The organism is Mycolicibacterium brisbanense, from assembly GCF_001570425.1.
GTDB lineage: Bacteria > Actinomycetota > Actinomycetes > Mycobacteriales > Mycobacteriaceae > Mycobacterium > Mycobacterium brisbanense.
This window is the reverse complement of the sequence record NZ_BCSX01000053.1, coordinates 269284-290400: the sequence shown is the minus strand read 5'-3', so window position 1 is coordinate 290400 and position 21117 is coordinate 269284. Positions and strand designations below refer to the sequence as shown.

The 21117-nt window shown below is 68.3% G+C and carries 11 protein-coding genes; 1 reads left to right on the top strand and 10 read right to left on the bottom strand.

Annotated elements, in window-relative coordinates; genetic code table 11:
- Positions 1–9: 9 nt before the first annotated feature.
- The 10 genes from RMCB_RS31520 to mutA all read right to left on the bottom strand — a co-directional run bounded on the left by RMCB_RS31520 (position 10) and on the right by mutA (position 20173).
- Positions 10–1755: an AMP-binding protein gene (locus RMCB_RS31520; protein WP_062831875.1), complete on the bottom strand. Its 1746-nt coding sequence runs from the start codon at positions 1753–1755 to the stop codon at positions 10–12.
- 15 nt (positions 1756–1770) lie between these two features.
- A complete protein-coding gene (locus tag RMCB_RS31515; protein WP_062831874.1) occupies positions 1771–3159 on the bottom strand; it encodes a WS/DGAT/MGAT family O-acyltransferase in 1389 nt (462 codons plus the stop codon).
- A 6-nt stretch (positions 3160–3165) separates the two neighbouring features.
- Entirely contained in the window at positions 3166–4506 is a 1341-nt protein-coding gene (locus RMCB_RS31510; RefSeq protein ID WP_062831873.1) for a wax ester/triacylglycerol synthase domain-containing protein, read from the bottom strand.
- Positions 4507–4508: 2 nt separating this feature from the next.
- Positions 4509–5948, bottom strand: a complete 1440-nt coding sequence (locus RMCB_RS31505; protein ID WP_165606353.1) for a condensation domain-containing protein — start codon at positions 5946–5948, stop codon at positions 4509–4511.
- Between the two features lie 61 nt (positions 5949–6009).
- The gene (gene pks2, locus RMCB_RS31500; protein WP_062831871.1) at positions 6010–12285 is read right to left on the bottom strand and encodes a sulfolipid-1 biosynthesis phthioceranic/hydroxyphthioceranic acid synthase; all 6276 of its coding nucleotides are present in this window, start codon (positions 12283–12285) and stop codon (positions 6010–6012) included.
- A 1081-nt stretch (positions 12286–13366) separates the two neighbouring features.
- Positions 13367–14635, bottom strand: a complete 1269-nt coding sequence (gene lipL / locus RMCB_RS31495) for an esterase/beta-lactamase LipL (protein WP_062831870.1) — start codon at positions 14633–14635, stop codon at positions 13367–13369.
- Positions 14636–14709: 74 nt separating this feature from the next.
- Complete coding sequence (locus RMCB_RS31490; protein WP_036422606.1) at positions 14710–15039, bottom strand: DUF4333 domain-containing protein; 330 nt, start codon at positions 15037–15039, stop codon at positions 14710–14712.
- Positions 15040–15076: 37 nt separating this feature from the next.
- A complete protein-coding gene (gene meaB, locus RMCB_RS31485; RefSeq protein ID WP_062831869.1) occupies positions 15077–16051 on the bottom strand; it encodes a methylmalonyl Co-A mutase-associated GTPase MeaB in 975 nt (324 codons plus the stop codon).
- Positions 16051–18309 carry a methylmalonyl-CoA mutase gene (gene scpA, locus RMCB_RS31480; protein ID WP_029367203.1) on the bottom strand — a complete coding sequence of 753 codons (2259 nt, stop codon included), beginning with the start codon at positions 18307–18309 and terminating at the stop codon, positions 16051–16053. The genes meaB and scpA overlap by 1 nt, the downstream gene beginning before the upstream one ends.
- Position 18310: 1 nt before the next feature.
- The gene (gene mutA / locus RMCB_RS31475) at positions 18311–20173 is read right to left on the bottom strand and encodes a methylmalonyl-CoA mutase small subunit (RefSeq protein WP_109784483.1); all 1863 of its coding nucleotides are present in this window, start codon (positions 20171–20173) and stop codon (positions 18311–18313) included.
- A gap of 132 nt (positions 20174–20305) precedes the next feature.
- Between mutA and RMCB_RS31470 the strand changes: the two genes are divergently transcribed.
- On the top strand, positions 20306–21052 hold the full coding sequence (locus RMCB_RS31470; protein ID WP_036422609.1) for a TVP38/TMEM64 family protein: 747 nt from the start codon (positions 20306–20308) through the stop codon (positions 21050–21052).
- The last annotated feature ends 65 nt before the right edge of the window (positions 21053–21117 follow it).

The following is a 21117-nucleotide window of genomic DNA, read 5'->3' as shown; positions in this document are numbered from 1 at the left end:
CAAGTTCTGCTACGCGATCCTCTCGTCGAGGCGGTCGAACTGGTCGTTGCGGTACTGCTCGACACACGACGCGCGCCGGATCTTGCCACTGGTGGTGATCGGGATGGCACCCCTCGGCACCAGCACGAGGTCCGCGGCACTGAGCCCGTACGCCTGCGAAATGGCCGAGGCCACATCGCGTTTGATGTTCAGCAGGTTCTCCGCTGCCGCTTCTTCGGTGTCGCCGCGCTTCTTGACCTCGATGATGGCGACGAGCTGTTCGGTGCGGTCCTCTTCGACCGCGATCGCCGCCACCCGTCCGCCGGTGATCTCACCGATCGTGGCCTCGATGTCGTCGGGGTAATGGTTGCGGCCCCGCACGATCAGCAGATCCTTGATGCGCCCGATGATGAACAGTTCGCCGTCGGAGATAAAGCCGAGATCCCCCGTGCGCAGCCACGGTCCTTCCGGCGTGCCCGCCGACGGATCGGCCAGGGTGGCCCGGAACGTGTGCTCGGTCTGCTCGGGCTTCTCCCAGTAGCCGATGCAGTTGTTCTCGCCGTGCGACCAGATCTCACCGATGGCCCCGGCCTGGACCTCAAGGCGCGTATCGGGATCGACGATGCGGACCACCGGCGATTCCGGAGTGCCGTACCCGACCAGCTGCGTGCCGGGTCCGGTACCGGTGCGCTCGGCGTGGCCGACCGAGAGCTTCTCGGGTTCGAAGGTGACGACGCTGGGCGGCCCCGGCTCGCCGGTCGCGACGTAGAGCGTCGCCTCGGCCAGACCGTAGGACGGCCGCAGCACCTCTTCGCGGAAACCGAATTTCGCGAACCGCTGCGCGAAGCGCCGCAGGGTGGCCTCGTGAACGCGTTCGCTACCGCTCATCACCGCGAGCACGTCACCCATGTCCAGACCGGCCATGTCCTCGTCGGCGGTGCGGGCTGCGGCGAGCTCGAAGGCGAAGTTGGGGCCGGCCGTCAGCGCACGGGGATAACGCGCCATCAGCTGAGGCCAGCGGGCGGGCTTGGCCAGGAACTGCAGCGGTGTGGTGAACACCGTGTGCCAGCCGCCGAGGATGGGGGCGACCACCCCGAGCATCAGCCCCATATCGTGATAGAAGGGCAGCCAGGAGACCACGGTGGTACCGGGCGGCGGGACCTTGCCGAAGTGCGGGAAGAAGTCGCACATCATCTGTTCGAAGTTGGCGGTCAGATTGCGGTTGGTGACCATCACCCCGGCAGGCGTGCGGGTCGATCCCGACGTGTACTGCAGGTAGGCGGTCGCCGGGCGGGCTTCGCGGTCGCTGATCGCCTTCACCCGGGCGTCAAGATCGAGCGTGTCGACCACGATGACCGCGGGTTCAGCGCAATCTCCTTGCCGCACCGCATATTCGGCGACCTCGGCGGTGGACGGCGAAGTGGTCAGGATCACTGACGGACGGCAATCGGCGAGCACCGCCGATACCCGCTCGTCGTGTACGCCGCCCATCGGGACCGACAACGGGACGGCGATGAAGCCGGCCTGCAGCGCGGCCAGGAACGAGATGACGTATTCGAGGCCCTGCGGAGCCAGGATCACCGCACGGTCCCCGACCGAGCCGTTCTGGCGCAGAACGTGCGCCAGTCCCCGAACCTTGCGGTAGAGCTGCGCCCAGGTCAGCGGGACGGGCACGCCCTCGGAATCGTGGTCGTAATCCAGATACGTGTAGGCAACGTCGTCGGGCTGCAGGCTGGCGCGTTCCCGCAGCACACCAATCAGCGTCGTATCGGTCATCGAATTCAGCCTTTCTCAGCTGTTCCAGTCGATTTCGGCGGTGAGATCGAACTCGGCAAGGGTCTTCGCCGCCAGTTCGGCCAGTCGGGCCTTCGAATTATGTTCTCCCACTTGGTATCCCGTGATCCCGATGGAGACTTTGCCTGCCACGCGGGCGGACACCAGCACCAGCTGCCCGTCGGCGTCCGCCAACTCCTGGCGGGTGATGCCCTGGTCGACACCGCGGAACACGATGTACTCGGCCTCGGTGCCGTCCACCCGGGTCACCTCGGCCGGGAGGTCGCCGAGATTGGAGCACGACACCGGCAGATCACCGGATGCGAGGAAGCCGTCGGCCACCCGTTTCAGCAACCGCTTGGGCACCAGCGGGGTCAGCGGCAGGAGCTTGAGAGTTTCGTCAGGCGTGTCGCGCATGGTCGTGAACGCCTGCCGGATGACGCCGCGGGCGCGAGCCTGGTCGGTGGTGACCGTCAGGGGGTCGATTCGCGCTGTGGCCAGCGACATCGCGTTGGCCCGGGTATCGCCTTCGGTGCGATCGTTGACGGCGATCAGCAGCGTGACGTTGCCGTCGGCGCCGCAGCGTCCCATCCGCTCTCCGAGCCTCGCCGCGAAACCGGCGAGCATCGAATAGCTGTTGCCGCCAACGGCTTGCGCTCGGGCGTTCCAGTCGTCCAGGTCGACGAACACCGAGATCATCGGCGGCACAATCGGTTTGTCGCCGTCGGGCACCGCCGCTTTGGCGGCCGCCGGCGCGGCTTCGCGGTGATTTTGTCCACGCAGCTGCTTGACCGCGTCGGCAATGGTGCGCGCGACCTCCGGCATGCTCGACGCGGTCTCCCTGATGTCGCGCGCTATCGCCCGCCACCGGGAGCGGGAGTTCGGTGGCAGGTAGCCGAGATCCGGCCGCCGGCCCGCGATCGCGTCGGCGATCACCATCACTCCCCCGACGCCGTCGCCGAGGCAGTGCGAGGCCACCACCGTGACCGCAGTCGAGCCGTCGGTCACCGGCAGCACACCGAGGTGCCAGCCAGGTCCGTTCTCGGGGTCGATCGGCAGCTGGGCCCGCTCGTCGAGCCAGTCGCCGATCTGTGCCCGCGGGCGCGGCTCGGCAACATCGAGCGGAGCCTGGGGCCCCAGCGCGGAGACCCACCGGTACCGGCCGAAGGGCAAGGGGGAACGCTCGATTCGGCGGCCGAAGAGTCCGCCGCCGAAGTTCGCATGGAACCGGCGCAATCCGTCGAAGTCGATCGGATGGTCGTACACCCACGTGCACTGCATGACCTGGACCCGGCCGGTGGCGCGCATGGTGCGCACGGCGGCCTCGTCCCACAGTGCCAGGCGATGCTCCCGCAGAGCATCATCCGGTAACGTCGACACCCTTGTCGGGGAATGAGATTGAGTCATCAGGACCTACTCGATCTTGCCGGTGAGTTCGAACGCCGCCAGGGTTTTGCCGACCAGGCTGTGCAGCCACGGCGTGGAGTTCTCCGCGCCCGGTTGGTAACCGACGATGCTGAGCGAGATGGTGCCGCCCACCCCGCAGGCCACCACCGTGAGCAGGCCACAGCGCTGCTCGATCGCCTGGCGGGTGGCGTACCGGTCCACACCGCGGAAGTACACGTAGTCGGCCTCGGTGCCGTCGGCCATCGCCAGCGCGGACGGGACATCGCCCATATTGGAGCAGGACACGGGCAGGTCGGCCGCGAACCCGAACACGACATCGGCCATCTTGCGCACCACCCGCTTCGGGATGAACGGGGTCAGCGGCAGCAGCACAAGCGTTTCGTCCGGTGTGTCGCGGGCGGTGTTGATCGCCTGCTTGATGGCGGCGCGGGCCCCGGTGAGATCGGCAGTCACCCCGGTCGGATCGACCGCGACATTGACGAGTCGGACCGCGTTGGCGCGCGTGTCCCGGTCGAGGGTGCGATCGTTCTGCGGGATGTTGAGCGTCACCAGACCGTCGTCGGCACGCACCCGCCCCATCGACTCCGCGAGCTTCGCCGCGAACCCCGCGACCAGCGAATAACTGTTGCCACCAAGCATTTTCGCGCGGAGATTCCAATCCTCGCGATTGACGTAGGCCGTGACAGCAGGCATGTACACCCGGTCGTCCGAACCCGTGAGCACGCGGGGGCGCGCCGCGCCGGACCGGGCGATATCGTCGCGCCTGCGCCGGGCGAGCGAAACTGCTGCCCGCACCGTGCGGACCACCTCGGGCACGCCGCGCAGCGTGCCGCGCAGGTCCGCCCCGATAGCCCGCCGCCGGCTGCGAGAGCCGGGCAGCGGATGACCGAAGTCGGTCTTGTTGCCGTACACCGCGTCCAAGATCGTGAGGATTCCGCCGCCGCCATCACCCAGGCAATGCGATCCCACCAGGCTGATCGCGGTCGCGCCGTCAGTCATGGGCAGCACACCCATGTGCCACCCGGGACCGTGCTCGGGGTCCAGCGGCAGCGCCGCCCGCTCGTCCACCCAGCGGCCCAGTTCCGCGCGGTCACGCGGTTCGGCGATGTCCAACCGCGCCTGGGGACCCGGCATGCAGACCCAGCGGTGCCTGCCGAAAGGCAAAGGCGAGCGCTCAATCCGCCTGCCGAACAGCCCATAACCCATACCCGCGTGGAACCGCCGGAGGCCGTCGTAGTCGACCGGTCGTTCGTAGATCCACACGCACTGCATGACGGCTTCCTGGCCGGTGGCGCGCAAGCCCAGAAACATCGCCTGGTCGGTGAATTCGAGCCGGTCGTCTGCCATGCTCACGCTGTTTTCAGGTCGAGGTCGTCGACGTCGGCGAACGGTCGTACCGTGTCGTGGCCCTCGATCACCCGCAGGTACGCCGCCTTCATCGCGTCGAGGTAGCGCAGCACCGATTCCCGGGCGATCGGGTTGCTCGGGAACGCCGCGGTCACCGTGGTCCGGTCTTCGACCCGGTTGACCCACATGCCGACCTGGTACGCCGAGCGGGAGTCGCTGTAGATGGTGCCGCCCAGGCGCTGCCACTCGCCGATCACGCCGGGCGAGAGCAGACCGGCATCCAGATACGACAGCATGGGGACGCCGGGATCGGGAGGCCGGATGCCGCTCTGCGGGTCGGCCAATTCGAGCACCCGCTCGAACGGGACGTGCGCCAGATCCATGCCGCCGTCGAACGACAGCTGCGCGGCACGGGCCGTCGCCGCGAACGACGCCGTCGACACCGGCACCGTGATGGGCACCAGCCCGGTGAACCAGCCCGTCGTCATGAACTCGGTTTCGGTGCGGCGAGTGGTCGTCGGCGTGATGACGCTGTAGGTCTCGGCACCGGTCAACGCGTACTGCGCCAGTGCCCCGCAGGCGAAGACCCCACCGCTGAACCGCGCGCCTGCCGCCATGCAGGCCGACTCGAACCGGTCCCCCTGCTCCTTGTCGAGCAACTCCACGGTGACGACGTCCCCGGTGTACGGCACCGACGGATCTCCCAGGGGCAACGGAAAGCGCGGCAGCGTCCCGTCATTGGCCTCCAGGAAGCTCATCCAGTCGCGGATCTCCGGGGAATCCCCGTCGAGGCCTGCGGTGAATTCCCGTTGCTGCACGCAGTACCGGTCATAGCTGCCGGCCTCCGGCAGCTGCAGCGGCGCCGCCCCATGGACCAGCGCGTGGTACATCATGTGGATCTCGACGAACGCCAAACCCATGAACATGGCATCGGTGTGGACGTGGTCGACGCTGATGTACATCGTGAAATGCCCAGGGCGCTGGATGATTCCGAAGTGAAAGCAGTCCCATTGCCACGGATCGGGGGTGGCGAGGATGTGGTCGCGCCACTGGCTCGCCGACATCTCACCGTGCTGGGTGGGCACGAACTTGATGTCGCGCGGGTTGGCCACCGTGTGCCGGAGGATGCGATGGTCGTCGGTGTACTCGAACCAGCTGTGGAACGTGTCATGCCTGCGCAGGTACGCGTTGATGACATGCGTCATCGCGCGGATGTCGCAGCGGCCGGGTATGTCCCACGCCGGGATGTTGAGCCGGGCCATGTCGGTACCGTGCGCCCGGTGCTTGCGGTATGCGAGCAGGTGTTGTTCCTGCTGGTAGCTCACGGGCACGTCGCTGACCGGCGCCTCGCGCACCTTGGCCACCGAGGCGCGCGACGGGTGCCACGACACCAGCTCGCCGGGTTCACCGGCCCAGTCGTGGATCGGCTTCATCGCAACCACTGGACATCTCCTGCCTCGACGACAGCGCTGGACGGTGTGCGGGCCCCTGCGGCATCCGCCATCACGACGGAACCGCTACGGGCGACTCGGGGGCCAAGGCGTCGCACAGACGCTCGGCGAGCACCCGGACGGTGCTGATATCCGTTGCCCCGATGCGGATTCCGGTTTCCGCCTCGATCCGGGTGCGCACCTCGAGCGTGCCCAGCGAGTCGAGGCCGTACTCGGCCAGCGGCCGATCCGGATCGACCGCCCGGCGCAGGATCAGACCGATCTGCTCGGCGATCATCCGGCGCATCCGGGCCTGCCATTCCTCCTGGGGCAGCGCGTGCAACTCGGTGAGGAAGGCGCTGCCGCCGGCCCGGCTGCCACCCGCGGAGCGGAACGCCTCGGCGAACCGGCTGTTCTGTGCGAACGCGGCAAGCCATGGGGTCCCCACCACCGGCGCGTAGCCGCTGTAGGCGCGGTCGTGGCGCAGCAGCGTCGTGAACGCGTGAGCACCCTCGTTGGGCGAGATCGCGGTTCCCGAGTTCTCGGCCAGGCCTGTGCCGCGACCGATCTCCGACCACGGTCCCCACGCGATCGCGAGTGCGGGCAAGCCCTGGCTGCGTCGCCAGTGCGTGAAGGCGTCGAGCCAGCTGTTGGCCGCGGCGTAGGCGCCCTGCCCGGGCGAGCCGACCAGTGCCGCCGCCGACGAGAACGAGCAGAACCAGTCCAGCGACTGTTTGCGGGTGGCCTGATGCAGGTTCCAGGCTCCGTAAACCTTGGGCGCCCAGTCTCTTTCGACGAGTTCGTCGGTGATGTTGGCGAGCACCGCGTCTTCGACGACCGCGGCACCGTGCAGCACCCCGCGCAACGGCAGGCCGGTGGCGCAGGCCGCCTCGACCAGGCGAACGGCGACGGCGGGTTCGGCGATGTCCCCGAGTTCGAGGGCAACCTCGGTGCCGCCCCGGCGGATCCGGTCGACCACGGCCTGCGCTTCGGGTGTCGGTGCGGACCGGCCGTTGAGCACGATCCGGCCGCAGCCGGCGCTCGCGAGGGTCTCGGCGAGGAACAACCCGAGTCCGCCCAGACCGCCCGTGATCACGTAGGCACCGTCACGCTGGAACACCGGCACTTCCTCCGGCGGCACCACGGCCGAGATCTGGCCTCCGTGCGGGATGTCGAGCACCAGCTTGCCGGTGTGCTCGGCCGCGCCCATGACGCGGATGGCGGTGGCGCCATCCTGCAGCGGGTAGTGCGTGGTGTGTGGCAACGGCAGTGTGCCGTCGGCGATCCGGTGGTAGCAGACCTCCAGCAGCCGGCGCACGGTATCGGGCTCGGTCAGCGCCAACAGGGCCAGGTCGACGGCGTAGAACGACAGGTTGCGGCGGAACGGGAACAGCCCCATCCGGGTGTCGCCATAGATGTCGCGCTTGCCGATTTCGACGAACCGGCCGCCGAAGGACAGCAGTTCCAGGCCGGCCCGCTGGGCCGCGCCGGTGAGCGAGTTGAGCACGATGTCCACGCCGTAGCCATCGGTATCCCGGCGGATCTGCTCGGCGAAGTCGATGCTCCGCGAATCGTAGACATGTTCGATACCCATGTCGCGCAGCAGGTTACGACGAGACTCACTGCCCGCGGTGGCGTAGATCTCGGCGCCTGCGGCGCGGGCCATGGCGATGGCGGCGAGCCCGACCCCGCCGGTCGCGGAGTGGATGAGCACCTTGTCCCCGGCTGACATCCTCGCCAGGTCGTGCAGGCCGTACCACGCGGTCGCGTGCGCGCTGGGCACGGCGGCCGCCCGGTTCATCGGCACGCTCGGCGGAAGCGTCACAGCGAGATTGGCATCGCACGTGACGAACGTGGACCACGCACCGTCTGCCGAGATGCCGCCGACGCGGTCGCCGACCCGATGGTTGACGACACCCGCGCCCACCGCGGTGACCACGCCGGAGAAGTCGGCACCGAGCTTCGGCAGGCGACCCTCGAAGCTGGGATACCGGCCGAATGCCACGAGCACGTCGGCGAAGTTCAGATTGGACGCGGTGACCGACACCTCGATCTGCCCCGGGCCCGGCGCCATCCGCTCGAACGCGGCGAGTTCCAGCGACTGGATGTCACCCGGTGTGCGAATCTGCAACCGCATGCCTTCCCGCGCGGGGTTCACCACGGTCGTGCGGCGTTCCTCGGGTCGCAGCGGACCCGGAACCAGCCGTGCCACATACCAATTGCCGCCTCGCCAGGCGGTCTCGTCCTCGTCGGATCCCGACACCAGTTGCGCCACCACCCGGGCGGCGTCGGTGTAGTCGTCGACGTCGATCTGGCTGGCCTTCAACCGCGGATGCTCCATGCCGATCACCCGGATCAGGCCACGCAGGCCCGCCTCTTCCAGGTTGACCCTGTCCTCGGCCAGCACAGTCTGCGCGTTGCGGGTCAGCACGTGCAGACGCGGCGGCTCCCCGTGCACCTCGGGCAGCTCACGCGCGATGTGCACGAGGTGGCGCACGGTGTCGCCGCCACGGATGCCGGACTGTTCGTCGGTGGCGCCGCTGCGTGGCGCCGTCACCACGAGCACGTCGCTGAAGGGTCGGGCCGCGAGGTGTTCGCGCAGCCGTTCGGCGCGGGCCTCGTGATCGGAGTGCTGCGGCCACGCCATGGTGGTGACGTCGACGTCGTGCGTCTTGAGCGCATCGGCCAGCTTGGTCGCCATCAGGTCGGCGGCGTCGGACGTGCTGATCAGCAGCCACCGTCCCGGATCGCTGAAATCCTCGTCGGGCAGCTCTTGGACACGCCATTCGACGGCCAGCAGGCGTTCGTTGAGGGTGCGCTCCCGCAGCCCAGTCGCCGATAGGCCTGTGCCGAGTTGCAGTCCGGCGACCGCCAGCAGCACCGCCCCCTGCTCGTCGAGCAGATCGATGTCGACCGTGACGCCCGTCGGGGTGGTCTCGGTGATCCGGGCGAGGCAATAGCGCACGTTACGGGTCGACCCGTGGGCCTGCAGGCGACGCACGCCGAGCGGCAGCATCAATGTGCCGGTGCGGTCGTCGCGCAGGTGTGGATGTGCTCCCACGGCTTGGAAGCACGCGTCCAACAGCGCGGGGTGGATGCCGTACACGCCCTGCTGCGACCGGATCGAACCCGGCAGCGTCACTTCGGCGAGCACCGTATCACCTTGCGGCGCACCGATATACGCTGCGACAAGACCGGAGAAGGCTGGGCCGTACTGGATGCCCCGCTCGCTGTAGCCCGCCCGCATCTCGGAGCCATCGACCCGCTGCGAGTGGGTGGCGAACAGCGCGTCGACGTCGTAGGACGGCGCACTCGCCGCGCTGTCGGCCAGACGCAGCCGGGCGCCGCAGCGCCGGACGAGCTCGCCCTGCTGCAGGGTGTCCACCACGAAGTCGGCGTTTCCGGCTGCGCTCACGGTGGCGGCCGCCGATACCGGTGTCTGCTCCTCGAGCAGCAGCATCTGGTCGAACGTGATGTCGTGTACCTCGGCGTCGTCGCCGAGCACGGCGCGCCCGGCTGCCAGCGCCATCTCGCAGTAGGCGGCACCGGGAAGCGCCGCGACATTGTGCACCTGGTGATCACCCAGCCACGGTTGCGTCGCGGTGCCGACATCGGCCTGCCACACGTGGCGTTCGGGCTCTTCGGCAAGTCGCACGTGGGCGCCGAGCAGCGGATGCACTGCCAGTACCGCTCCGCCGGGTGCGAGCTCATTGGGGTCGCGGGTGAGGATGAGGTGCCGCCGCGTCCAGGTGGGCAAAGGAGCGTCGACCAGCCGGCCCTGCGGATGCAGCACCGAGAAGTCGACGCGGGCACCGGCGGCATGGACGTCGGCGACCACCGGCAACAGGCCGTGGGGCAGTTCCTGGTCACGGCGCAGAGCGGCCAGGGCCACGTGGCGGATGTCGAGCGCACGGGCGGTCTGGTCCACGGCGTGGGTCAGCAGCGGATGCGGCGCGAGTTCGGTGAACACCCGGAAGCCGTCCTCGAGGGCGGCCTGCACCGCCGCGGCGAACCGGACGGTGTGCCGCAGGTTGTCCACCCAGTAGTCGGCGTCCCAGTCGGCCAGGTCCCTCGGGTCGTACAGGGTGGCCGAGTAGTACGGGATGGCCGGTTCGGCGGGATCGAGATCGGCGAGCTCGTCGGCGAGTTGGTCGAGGATCGGGTCTACCTGCGGCGTATGGGACGCGACGTCGACGGCCACCTCGCGGGCCATGATGTCGCGGCTCTCCCATTCGGCGACGAGCGCCCGGATCGACTCTTTGTCGCCACCAACGACGGTCGACTTGGGTGATGCCACCACGGCCAGGACCACGTCGCTGACACCGCGCGCGGCCAGTTCCGAGAGCACCTGCTGGGCCGGCAGCTCGACCGATGCCATCGCGCCGGCACCGGCGATCGTCGCCATCAATCGGGAGCGCCGGCAGATGACTTTCACACCGTCGTCGAGCGACAGCACCCCGGACACCACGGCGGCGGCGACCTCGCCCATCGAGTGCCCGACGACGGCTCCCGGCTGCACGCCGCGAGCCCGCAGCGTCGCGGCCAGAGCGATCTGGACCGTGAACACCGTGGGCTGCACGCGGTCGATGCCGGTCACCACGTCGGCTGCCGTCATGGCCTCGGTCACGGAGAACCCGGACTCCCGGGCGATGAGGGGTTCGAGCTCGGCGACGGCGGCGGCGAACGCCGGCTCGGATGCCAGAAGTCCGGCGCCCATCCCGGCCCACTGCGAGCCCTGGCCCGAGAACACCCAGACCGGTCCGCGATCACCCTGCGCGACCGCAGCCTCGTAGGGAATCTCGCCGTCGGCGATCTCGCGAAGCCCGGCGATGAGACCGGACCGGTCCTCGGCGAGCACCGCGGTACGCACCGGCCGGTGTGCCCGGCGGCGCGCCAGGGTGTAGGCCAGGTCGGCCATGTCGACGTCAGGCCGGTCGATCAGCCACTCGGCCAGCCGTCCTGCGGTGCGTCGCAGCTCATCGGCAGAGGTCGCCGACAGCGCGAACACCGCAGAACCTGTCGTGTCCCGCGACGCCGCGCCTGCGGTGGCAGGGCCGGTCGGGGCCTGTTCCAGCACGGCGTGCACGTTGGTCCCGGACAACCCGTAGGACGACACCGCCGCACGACGGGGGTGCGCGTCGGAGATCGGCCAGTCGGCCGCCTCCTGCGGCACGAACAGACCCGTCTCGATGCGGGCCATCTCGGCCGGCAGTTCGGTGAAATGCAGGTTGGGCGGAACGGTGCCGTGCTGCAACGCCAGGACCGCCTTGATCAGCCCGACCGCGCCCGAAGCCGACTGGCTGTGGCCGAAGTTGGTTTTCGCGGACCCCAGTGCGCACGCCGCTGACGTGCCGTAAACCGTTGCCAGGCTTGCATATTCAATGGGATCGCCGACCGGGGTGCCGGTGCCGTGGGCCTCGATGAGCCCGACGGTCGCCGGGTCGATACCCGCCACGGTCAACGCCGAACGGTAGACCGCCACCTGCGCGTCGCGCGACGGCGTGGCGATGTTGACCGTGTGACCGTCCTGATTGGCAGCAGTGCCGCGGACGACGGCCAGGATGCGGTCGCCGTCGCGTTCGGCGTCGGCCAGCCTCTTGAGCAGCAGCACCGCGGACGCCTCGCCGGAGACGAATCCGTCGGCCGCGACGTCGAAGGCATGGCAGCGGCCCGTCGGCGACAACATGCCCTGCGCCGAACCCGAAGCGAGCTTTCGCGGCTCGAGCACGATGCACACGCCACCCGCCAGCGCCAGGTCACTCTCGCCGTCGTGCAGGCTGCGGCATGCGTTGTGCACCGCGAGCAGGCCCGACGAGCAGGCCGAGTCGACCGAATAAGCCGGGCCGTGCGCGCCGAGATGGTAGGCGATGCGGCCGGAGGCGAGGCTGAAGTTGTTGCCGGTGAAGCCGTATGGCCCCTCGATGGAGTGGGCGTCGGCCGCGAGCAGCTGGTAGTCGCCGTGGGTCAGGCCCATGAACACACCGGTCAGCGATCCGGCGAGGGTGGCGGGGTCGATACCGGCGTGCTCGACGGCTTCCCACGCGGTTTCCAGCAGGAGCCGGTGCTGCGGATCGATGGCCGTGGCCTCACGGTCGCTGATGCCGAAGAAGTCGGCGTCGAAACCGGCGACGTCGTCGAGAAATGCGCCCCACTTCGACACCGATCGCCCGGGCACACCGGGTTCGGGGTCGTAGTACTCCTCGGCGTCCCAACGATCCGTGGGTACGGTGGTGACAAGGTCGTCGCCGCGTAGCAGGGCCTGCCACATCTGTTCTGGGGAATCGATACCGCCAGGCAGGCGGCAGGCCATTCCGATGACCGCTACCGCAGTGACTGGTGCCTCAACCACCAACTTCAACCTCTTTCAAGACGTCTATGCAGACAAATCGGGCCGGGCGCCAGTGCTGCGACACCGAAGGGCGAAGACGCCTCGCGCTCCTGCCCGGACCTCGCCGCCCGGCGTCCGACCGACGGAATCGTCGGACGAACACTTCCGATCGAGGCGAACCCGGGCAACTGGGCTACCAGTTGCGCGGCCACCTCTCTCGATACCGGCGACGACCGGACCGAGAAGTGCCGAAAAAGAGTGCTCGATGCGTCAACGTCGACGCACGCTACCTGATCCCGCATTCATTCGGAATGTTGCCAATCCGAGTGCGTAGCGTAGCGCTTCACATGTGGGCAATGTTGGAAACAATGGATCGCACAATTGCCGACATTCACCCACAGCGCCTGTCGCCGAAGCCGACGGCCAGTCGCCGATGGACGGCGCGGACGCTGGTACGTCGTCGGCACGCCCTTATGGCGCTAAGCGAAATATCCTGCGCCGCAGGCGATCACCAGATCTTCAGGCAGCGCCCCAACCCTTTGCGGTGCCCCCACTCCACCACGTCGCGAGTGCGCGCGCACGCGTAATTCATGAGCTCTCCGCTGTCAACGACACGACTCCTCGGCATCCGAATAGCCATTGCTAAGCAATACTCAGCGGATTCTAAGGAATGTGACAGAGAGTTTGCTGTTCATCCATTCGCAAACTTCGAATTCCGTGGTGGAGCAAATATGCAACAGATACTGAACGCCCATTTAATACGCCGAGCTAATTGATAGCTGACCATGCAGTCGACAAGTCTTGCCTCCGTCGTTGCGCATGCAATGACCTGTGACAACCACCTCGCCGCGCGGCCGCCCGGGCGAGCCGGCCACCGTCGGCGTTCGCCATGGCGCACATCCCGCCCGGTACCGGATCCAGCGGCCGTCACCCGCAATTAACCCGGAGGGCAAATCCGACCCTCGCACAGGGGCTTCGCTCGTCACACACCCGCCGAACAGCCGTCAAACCTAAAAGTGAGATAGATCACTGGCCGGTGTGTCGCGTTACACCGGCCACCAAAATCGTCAAAACGACGGACAGCGGCCCCGCTGGGTGCGGGTCAACCGGCGGCCGGTTTGGTCAGCTCGAACGGGCCCGACCCGAAGTCGGGCACCGGCTGGTAGCCGCGCCGGCGCGCCGCCCCGACGTCCTTGCGGATGATCGCGTTGAGGGCGACGAACGCGGTCATGTCGAGCACCATCGGGGTCACCAGCCGGTTGTGCACGAAACCGATCGCCAGACCACTGGCCGGGTCGGCCCATCCCACCGAGCCGCCCATACCGACATGCCCGAAGCCGGGCATGACCCCGAACGGCACCGAGTGGTAGCCGAGATGGAAGGGCAGCGGCAGGACGAGGTTGCGATCGGGCCGCAGCGCCGACGGGCCGGTAAGACGGGCGACGGTCTGGGGGGACAGGAATTCGACGCCCTCGAAGCGGCCGGCGTTGGCGATCGCGCCGTACATCCTGGCCAGTCCGCGCGCAGTGGCGACACCGTTGGCGGCAGGTATCTCGCTGTCCAGGAATGGGGTCTCGCCCCGGATCAGTGACATCACGCCCGGTACATACATCGAGCCGAAGGCGCCTGAACGGTCCAGACCCGCCAACTTGGGTGCGAGGAAATCGAACAGGTGGTTGGGCCAGAGCCGCTGGGGCGCGAGGATCTGGGCCGCACGAGTCGGCGCGCCCGCGGGAGGCCGGCCCAGATGCAGGCCGTCGGTGCCCAGGGGCTCTGCCAACTCGGCACGCATCAGATCACGCATGCCCTGGCCCGTCACGGACCGAGCCAATCCCGACAGGAGCCAGCCGTAGGTCAACGCGTGGTAGGCGGGCTTGTCGAACAGCACCGCGCTGACCGGCGAGGCGGCAATCCGCTCCTCCATCAGCCTGGGGTTCAGCAGCTCGGTCAGGCTCACCCCGTTGAGCTGTGACAGCCCGGCGCGATGCGCCATGACCTGCCGGACAGTGATGCCGGCCTTGCCGTTCTCACCGAACTCGGGCCAGTAGGCGCACACCGGGGTGTCGTAGTCCAGCAGGCCGCGGTCGACCAGGCGGTGGATGACCGTCGAGGCCATCCCCTTGGTCGCCGAAAACACCATCGCGCCGGTGTCGGCTGTCCAGAACTCGGTGCCCGCCCGGTCGGAGAATCCGGTCCAGACGTCGACGACGGGCTCACCGTCCTGGAACACCGCCAAAGCGCCGCCGCCGAACCGGCGGCCGGGAAAGAGCTGCGAAAAGGCGCGCACGGTGCAGCCGAAATTGGCGTCCGCAGCACCCTGGACGCCGTGCGGGAGCGCGGCATTGCGTCCCCGACAGTCACTGTCCGACACAACTCCGAATTTACCTGGAACCCCGGCTAACTACTGCCGTGTTACCGATCTGTTAACGCCATTGGGCCCGAACGTCACCCCATCGGCTTGTCGTCGACCTTGAAGTCGATGTTGACCTTGCCGTCCTTCACCGCTTTGACGGTCGCGGTGACGCCGTATTTGGTGCCATTGCCAGCGGTCAGCACGCAATGCTGGGTGTTGCCGACTTTGCCCGCGATGCCGTCGTCGCACGTGACCGACTTGGCCTTCTTCTTGGCCGCGGCTTCCAGCCTGTCCTTGGCCATGGATTGCAGCTCCGACTTCGAGACTGTCGGCTGGCTATCGCTGCTGCACCCGGTGAGCAGCACGCCGAGCACCGCGACGCCCGCGATCAGGAGGCGCAGCGTGGAGTTCACACGTGACATTCGGTTCGACCCGCCCTTCGGTTGCTGTCGATGGCCATCAATTCGCCGCGTCGAGTATCTGCTGCGCCGCCAGCGCCGGTGTCAGTTCGCCTTCGCGCACCTGTCGCTCCACTTCGGCGCGGATGCCCCGCACGTCGGGGTTGGACAGCAGCCGATCGAGCACGGCGTCGCGGACCATCGACCAGGTCCAGTCGACCTGCTGTTCGCGCCGCCGCTTGTCGAACTCCCCCGCCTCGCTGAGCACCTGCCGATGCTTGAGCACCGTGTCCCACAGCTCGGCCAGGCCGTCGCCGGTCAGCGCACTCATCGTGAGAACTGGTGGGCGCCAGAGAGATTCGCGAGGATAGATCAGCCGGATGGCACCGGCGAGCTCACGCGCGGCCTGCTTGGCCTCGACAGCGTGTTCACCGTCGGCCTTGTTCACCACGATGACGTCGGCCAGCTCCAGTACGCCCTTCTTGATGCCCTGCAGCTGATCTCCCGTGCGGGCCAGCGTGAGGAACACGAAGGTGTCGACCATATTGGCCACGGCGACTTCGGACTGCCCCACCCCGACCGTCTCGACCAGGATGACGTCGTAGCCCGCGGCTTCCAGCAGCACGATGGTCTCGCGGGTGGCCCTGGCGACCCCGCCGAGCGTCCCCGACGTCGGCGACGGCCGGATGTAGGCGTCCGGGTGCACCGCCAGCCGCGCCATGCGCGTCTTGTCCCCCAGGATGGAGCCCCCGGTGCGGGTCGAGGACGGATCGACGGCCAGCACCGCCACCCGGTGACCAGCCTCGATGAGGTGCATGCCCAGGGCTTCGATGGTGGTCGACTTGCCGACGCCGGGCACGCCGGTGATCCCGACGTGCATGGCCTTGCCCGCGAACGGCATGAGTTCGAGCAGCAGCTGCTGGGCCTGGTCCCGATGATCGGCGCGGGTCGATTCGACCCGGGTGATGGCCCGCGCCAGCGCGGCGCGGTCACCATCCCGGATCGCGGCAGCGAGATCCTTAACCGAGTCGGCCACTAGCTCAGCTGGTAGCCGAGCCGATCAGCCAGCTTCTGCAGCAGGCCGATGGCCGCGTCGGCGATGACCGTGCCGGGCGGGAAGATCGCGGTGGCACCGGCCTCGTACAACTCGTCGAAGTCGCCGGGCGGGATGACTCCGCCGACCACGATCATGATGTCCGGTCGGCCCACCTCGGCCAGCGCATCCCGCAGTGCAGGCACCAGGGTGAGATGCCCGGCGGCCAGCGACGACACCCCGACGACGTGCACATCGTTGTCGGCGGCCTGGCGGGCCACCTCGTCCGGGGTCGAGAACAGCGAGCCCACGTCGACGTCGAAGCCGATGTCGGCGAACGCCGTGGCGATCACCTTCTGCCCGCGGTCGTGGCCGTCCTGACCCATCTTGGCGACCAGGATGCGGGGCCGGCGCCCGTCGGCCTCGGCGAACTTCTCGACCAATTCCGTTGCCCGGCCTATTGACGTCACGTTGCCACTACTTCCCACTTCGTCGCGGTAGACGCCCGCGATGGTGCGGATCTCGGCCCTGTGCCGGCCGTACACCTTCTCCAGGGCGTCGGAGATCTCGCCGAGGGTGGCTTTGGCACGCGCGGCGTCGATCGCCAGGGCCAGCAGGTTGTTGCCCAGCCCGTCGTCACCGGCCACACCGGATTCGCCTGCGGCACGGGAGAGTTCGGCCAGCGCGGCCTGGGTGGCGGCCTCGTCGCGCTCGGCGCGCAACCGCTCGAGCTTGGCGATCTGCTCGGCCCGGACACGCGAGTTCTCGACCTTGAGGACCTCGATCTCCTGGTCCTCGTCGACCTGGTACTTGTTGACGCCGATCAGGGGCTGGGCACCGGAGTCGATACGGGCCTGGGTGCGTGCCGCGGCCTCCTCGATGCGCAGCTTCGGGATGCCATCGCTGATGGCCTGCGCCATGCCGCCGTGTTCGGCGACCTCCTTGATGTGAGCGCGGGCCTTCTCCGCGAGCTGGTGGGTCAGCCACTCCACGTAGTACGAACCGCCCCACGGGTCGATCGGTCGGGTGGTGCCGGATTCCTGCTGCAGCAGCAGCTGGGTGTTGCGGGCGATGCGGGCCGAGAAGTCGGTGGGCAGCGCCAGTGCCTCATCGAGTGCGTTGGTGTGCAGGGACTGAGTATGCCCCTGGGTCGCGGCCATCGCCTCGATGCAGGTTCTGGCCACGTTGTTGAACACATCCTGCGCCGTGAGCGACCAGCCGGAGGTCTGCGAGTGCGTGCGCAGCGACAGTGACTTGTCGTTCTTGGCGCCGAATTCGGCCACCAGCTCGCTCCACAGCAGGCGGCCCGCGCGCAGCTTGGCCACCTCCATGAAGAAGTTCATCCCGATGCCCCAGAAGAAGCTCAGGCGGGGGGCGAACTTGTCGATGTCCAGGCCGGCGTCCAGGCCGGCCTTGATGTACTCGACACCGTCGGCCAGCGTGTAGGCCAGCTCCAGATCGGCTGTGGCACCTGCCTCCTGGATGTGATAGCCCGAGATCGAGATGCTGTTGAACTTGGGCATTTTCGCGCTGGTGTAGCCGAAGATGTCCGAGATGATCCGCATCGACGGCTTCGGCGGGTAGATGTAGGTGTTGCGGACCATGAACTCTTTGAGGATGTCGTTCTGGATGGTCCCGGCGAGCTTCTCCGGCGGCACCCCCTGCTCCTCGGCGGCCACCACGTACAGCGCGAGGATCGGCAGCACCGCGCCGTTCATGGTCATCGAGACGCTGACGCTGCCCAAGTCGATACCGTCGAACAGCTGCCGCATGTCGAGAATGGAATCGATTGCCACACCGGCCATTCCGACGTCACCCTGGACGCGCGGGTGGTCCGAGTCGTAGCCGCGGTGGGTGGCCAGGTCGAAGGCCACCGACAGGCCCTTCTGTCCGGCCGCGAGGTTGCGCCGGTAGAACGCGTTGGACTCGGCAGCGGTGGAGAAACCCGCGTACTGGCGGATGGTCCACGGCTGGTTGACGTACATCGTCGGGTACGGCCCGCGGACGAACGGCGGGGCGCCCGGGAAGCTGTCCAGCGGGTACCCGGCTTCGACCACCGCGTCCCGGTCGGCGGCGATGTAGACCGGCTTGACGTCGATGCCCTCGGGGGTGGCCCAGGTCAGCTGCTCTGGGGCGTATCCGTGGGCTGCCGCTGCGGCCGCGATGTGTGTTTCGACGGCCTGCGGGGTGGCGGGCTCGCCGGTGCCATCACCGTGCAGTGGTACGTCGGCGAAACTCCCGATTCCTGTTGTCGCAGTCATATCAGGCCCCCAGTCCGGTGAGCAGGTTCGACAAGGCTTGCACCGCGTTGATCTTCGCGGTCAGGTATCCGTCCGGTTTCGAGTCTGCTTCCGCGACAGCCTTTTCCGGCCCGGCCAGCAGAACCTGGCCCACCCCGGCCGCGCGTGCGCCCGCCACCACAGCGGCCGCTTCGGCGCCGTACCGGGCATCGGTGCCGCACAGCACCGCGACGCTGGGCGACCCGGCCTCCGCGACGGCCGAGGCGACGTTCGAGGCCTCGATGGTGCCGGGGTTGATCGCCTCGATGCCGCCCGAGGCCAGCAGGTTGCTCGCGAAGGTGGTGCGGATGTTGTGCTCGGCCAGCGGGCCGAGCGGCAGCAGCAATACCCGGGGCCGAACTCCGTTGGCCGCCAGGAAGGCGTCGGAGCGGTCTCGCAACTCTTCGAAGCCTGCTGCGTAACGCGCCCAGCCCAGCACTGAATCACCTTGCGAGAGTGGTGCTTCGGCGAGGTTCGGGAACTCGTTGACGCCGGTGATCGCGGTGCGGCGATGCGCGATGTCATCGGACCGGCGCCCGGCCACCTCGGCGATCTCGGCCTTGAGGTAATCCTGGCCCGTCACGAATCCGCCGCGGGATTCGATCTGCTGGAAGTGCTTCCAGGCCTGCTCGGCGAGCTGGGCGGTGAGGTCCTCGACGAACCACGATCCGCCGGCCGGGTCGAGCACCTGGCCGAGGTGCGACTCCTCGAGGAGCAGCAGCTGCGTGTTGCGCGCGATCCTCCGGGCGAAAGTGGTTGAGGTGCCGTCCAATCCGCCGGGGATGGCCACATCGAACGGATGCACCGTGATGGTGTCGGCGCCGCCGACACCAGCGGAGAACGCGGCGAGCGTCGTGCGCAGCATGTTCACCCAGGGATCCCGCTGGGTCATCATCGGCAGCGAAGTGACGGCGTGCAGCGTCGCCGCACCGCGGTCGGGCGCACCGACCACCTCGGCGACCCTGGCCCACAGCTGCCGGGCCGCCCGCAGTTTGGCGATCGTCATGAACTGGTCGTCGTCGGCGGCGTACCGGAAACTGATCTGCCGCAACGCATCCTCGGCCGCGATGCCGCCGTCGCCGAGGATGCGCAGATATGCCACGCCCGCCGCGATCGAACCGGCCAACTCCAAGGCCGCACTGGCGCCGACGTTGTGGAAGGCCGGGCCGTCGACGGTGATGGCACGGACCCGGCCCGCGTAGCCGGTCAGCTGCGTTGCGGCGGCGATCACGTCGGCCTCGCCGGCCGCATCGCGCCCGGAGAAGCCTGCGGTCAGCGGATCGGCGCCCAGGTCGACCGACAACCGGGCACGCTGGTCGTCGTCGAAGTCCGCCAGCAGGGCCAGCACCTTTTCGGCGGTCTCGCGATAGTCGGCGCCCGAGGTCTCGAACACGATCGGTACGAGGTCGAGGAACACGCCGTCGAGCACTCGGTCGAGGTCGGCTGCCGCGACGCCGTCCGGGCCGCCGACGCGCAGCAGCAGGGCGCTGACGCCTTCGGTCAGCGCGAGCAGCAGCACGCCGTTGACGGTCTCGACGCCGGACCCGGGGACGATCGGGAACGGCTCGGCGACGCGCCAGCCGGCTTTCACATCGCGACGTGCGTCGCCACCACGAATATAGGGCCAGTGGCCGGGCAACGACGGCTCGGCCACGGTGTCGAGGCTCGTGTAGAGCGGCCGGATGGGAAAACCGTCGTAGGTGGCCGAGTCCAGGAGCCGCTCCGGCTCGGCCGGAATGTCGGCGCTGTCCCCTCGTCGGCTCTTGGCGAGGACGCCGGCAACCGCCTTGCGCCACTGATCACGGTCGGATTCGACCGCACTGGACCCCTGTAACGACACCCGCATCTCCTGTTGTCGCAGCTTGTGACCTAGCCACTCGTTTCTCAGGCTAAATGATCACTATCACGACCCTGCCCGCCGGGCAGCCGACGCATACGGCGGGGACTGCGAGATGTTCGCCTGCGGCCCGTAGTCTTGATGAGCGTGAAACCCGTCGTCAGCACCCTGCGAACCGTGCGTGCCGCGGTGATGACGACCGTGCTGCAGCTGCCGCCGCGCCGCATCGTCGCCATCCTGGCGGCAATTGTGATTCTTGTCGCAGTCGCACTTCTGGTGCCGCTGCCCACTGCGCTGCAGCTGCGCGATTGGGCCGGCTCCGTCGGACCGTGGTTCCCGCTGGCATTTCTGGCCGCCCACATCGTGGTGACGGTGTTTCCGTTTCCCCGCACGGCGTTCACGCTCGCGGCCGGGCTGCTGTTCGGTCCGGCGCTGGGCGTGGCGATCGCCGTGGTGGCCAGCACCGTGAGCGCAGTGATCGCGTTGTTGCTGGTCCGGGCGGCCGGCTGGCAACTCGACCGGCTGGTGTCGCACCCGAAGCTCGACGCGGTCGATGCGCGGCTGCGCCAGCGGGGCTGGCCGGTGGTGATCTCGATGCGGTTGATCCCGGCCGTTCCGTTCTCGGTGCTCAATTACGCCGCCGGGGCCTCGGCCGTCCGCGTGGTGCCCTACACACTGGCCACCGTCGTCGGGCTGCTGCCCGGCACGGCCGCCGTCGTCATCCTCGGTGACGCGCTGACCGGCAACATCAGCCCCGCGTTGTTCCTGGTGTCGCTCAGCACGGCCGCCCTCGGCGTGGCCGGTTTGATCTTCGAGGTGCGCAGCCATCGCCGGGCTGCACACAGCGCCGTGTCCAGCGACGCGGTCGACACCGTGACCGGCGGCTGAAGCGAATCCCCCGCGGATGACCGCGGATTTGGGCACACCACGGATGTAAACAATTGTTTACAATA

What these genes read in the sequence shown, in the direction of transcription:
- RMCB_RS31520 (WP_062831875.1), bottom strand. Translation starts at nt 1,755, where the DNA reads ATGACCGATACGACGCTGATTGGTGTGCTGCGGGAACGCGCCAGCCTG.
- RMCB_RS31515 (WP_062831874.1), bottom strand. Translation starts at nt 3,159, where the DNA reads ATGACTCAATCTCATTCCCCGACAAGGGTGTCGACGTTACCGGATGAT.
- RMCB_RS31510 (WP_062831873.1), bottom strand. Translation starts at nt 4,506, where the DNA reads ATGGCAGACGACCGGCTCGAATTCACCGACCAGGCGATGTTTCTGGGC.
- RMCB_RS31490 (WP_036422606.1), bottom strand. Translation starts at nt 15,039, where the DNA reads ATGTCACGTGTGAACTCCACGCTGCGCCTCCTGATCGCGGGCGTCGCG.
- scpA (WP_029367203.1), bottom strand. Translation starts at nt 18,309, where the DNA reads ATGACTGCGACAACAGGAATCGGGAGTTTCGCCGACGTACCACTGCAC.
- mutA (WP_109784483.1), bottom strand. Translation starts at nt 20,173, where the DNA reads ATGCGGGTGTCGTTACAGGGGTCCAGTGCGGTCGAATCCGACCGTGAT.
- RMCB_RS31470 (WP_036422609.1), top strand. Translation starts at nt 20,306, where the DNA reads ATGAGCGTGAAACCCGTCGTCAGCACCCTGCGAACCGTGCGTGCCGCG.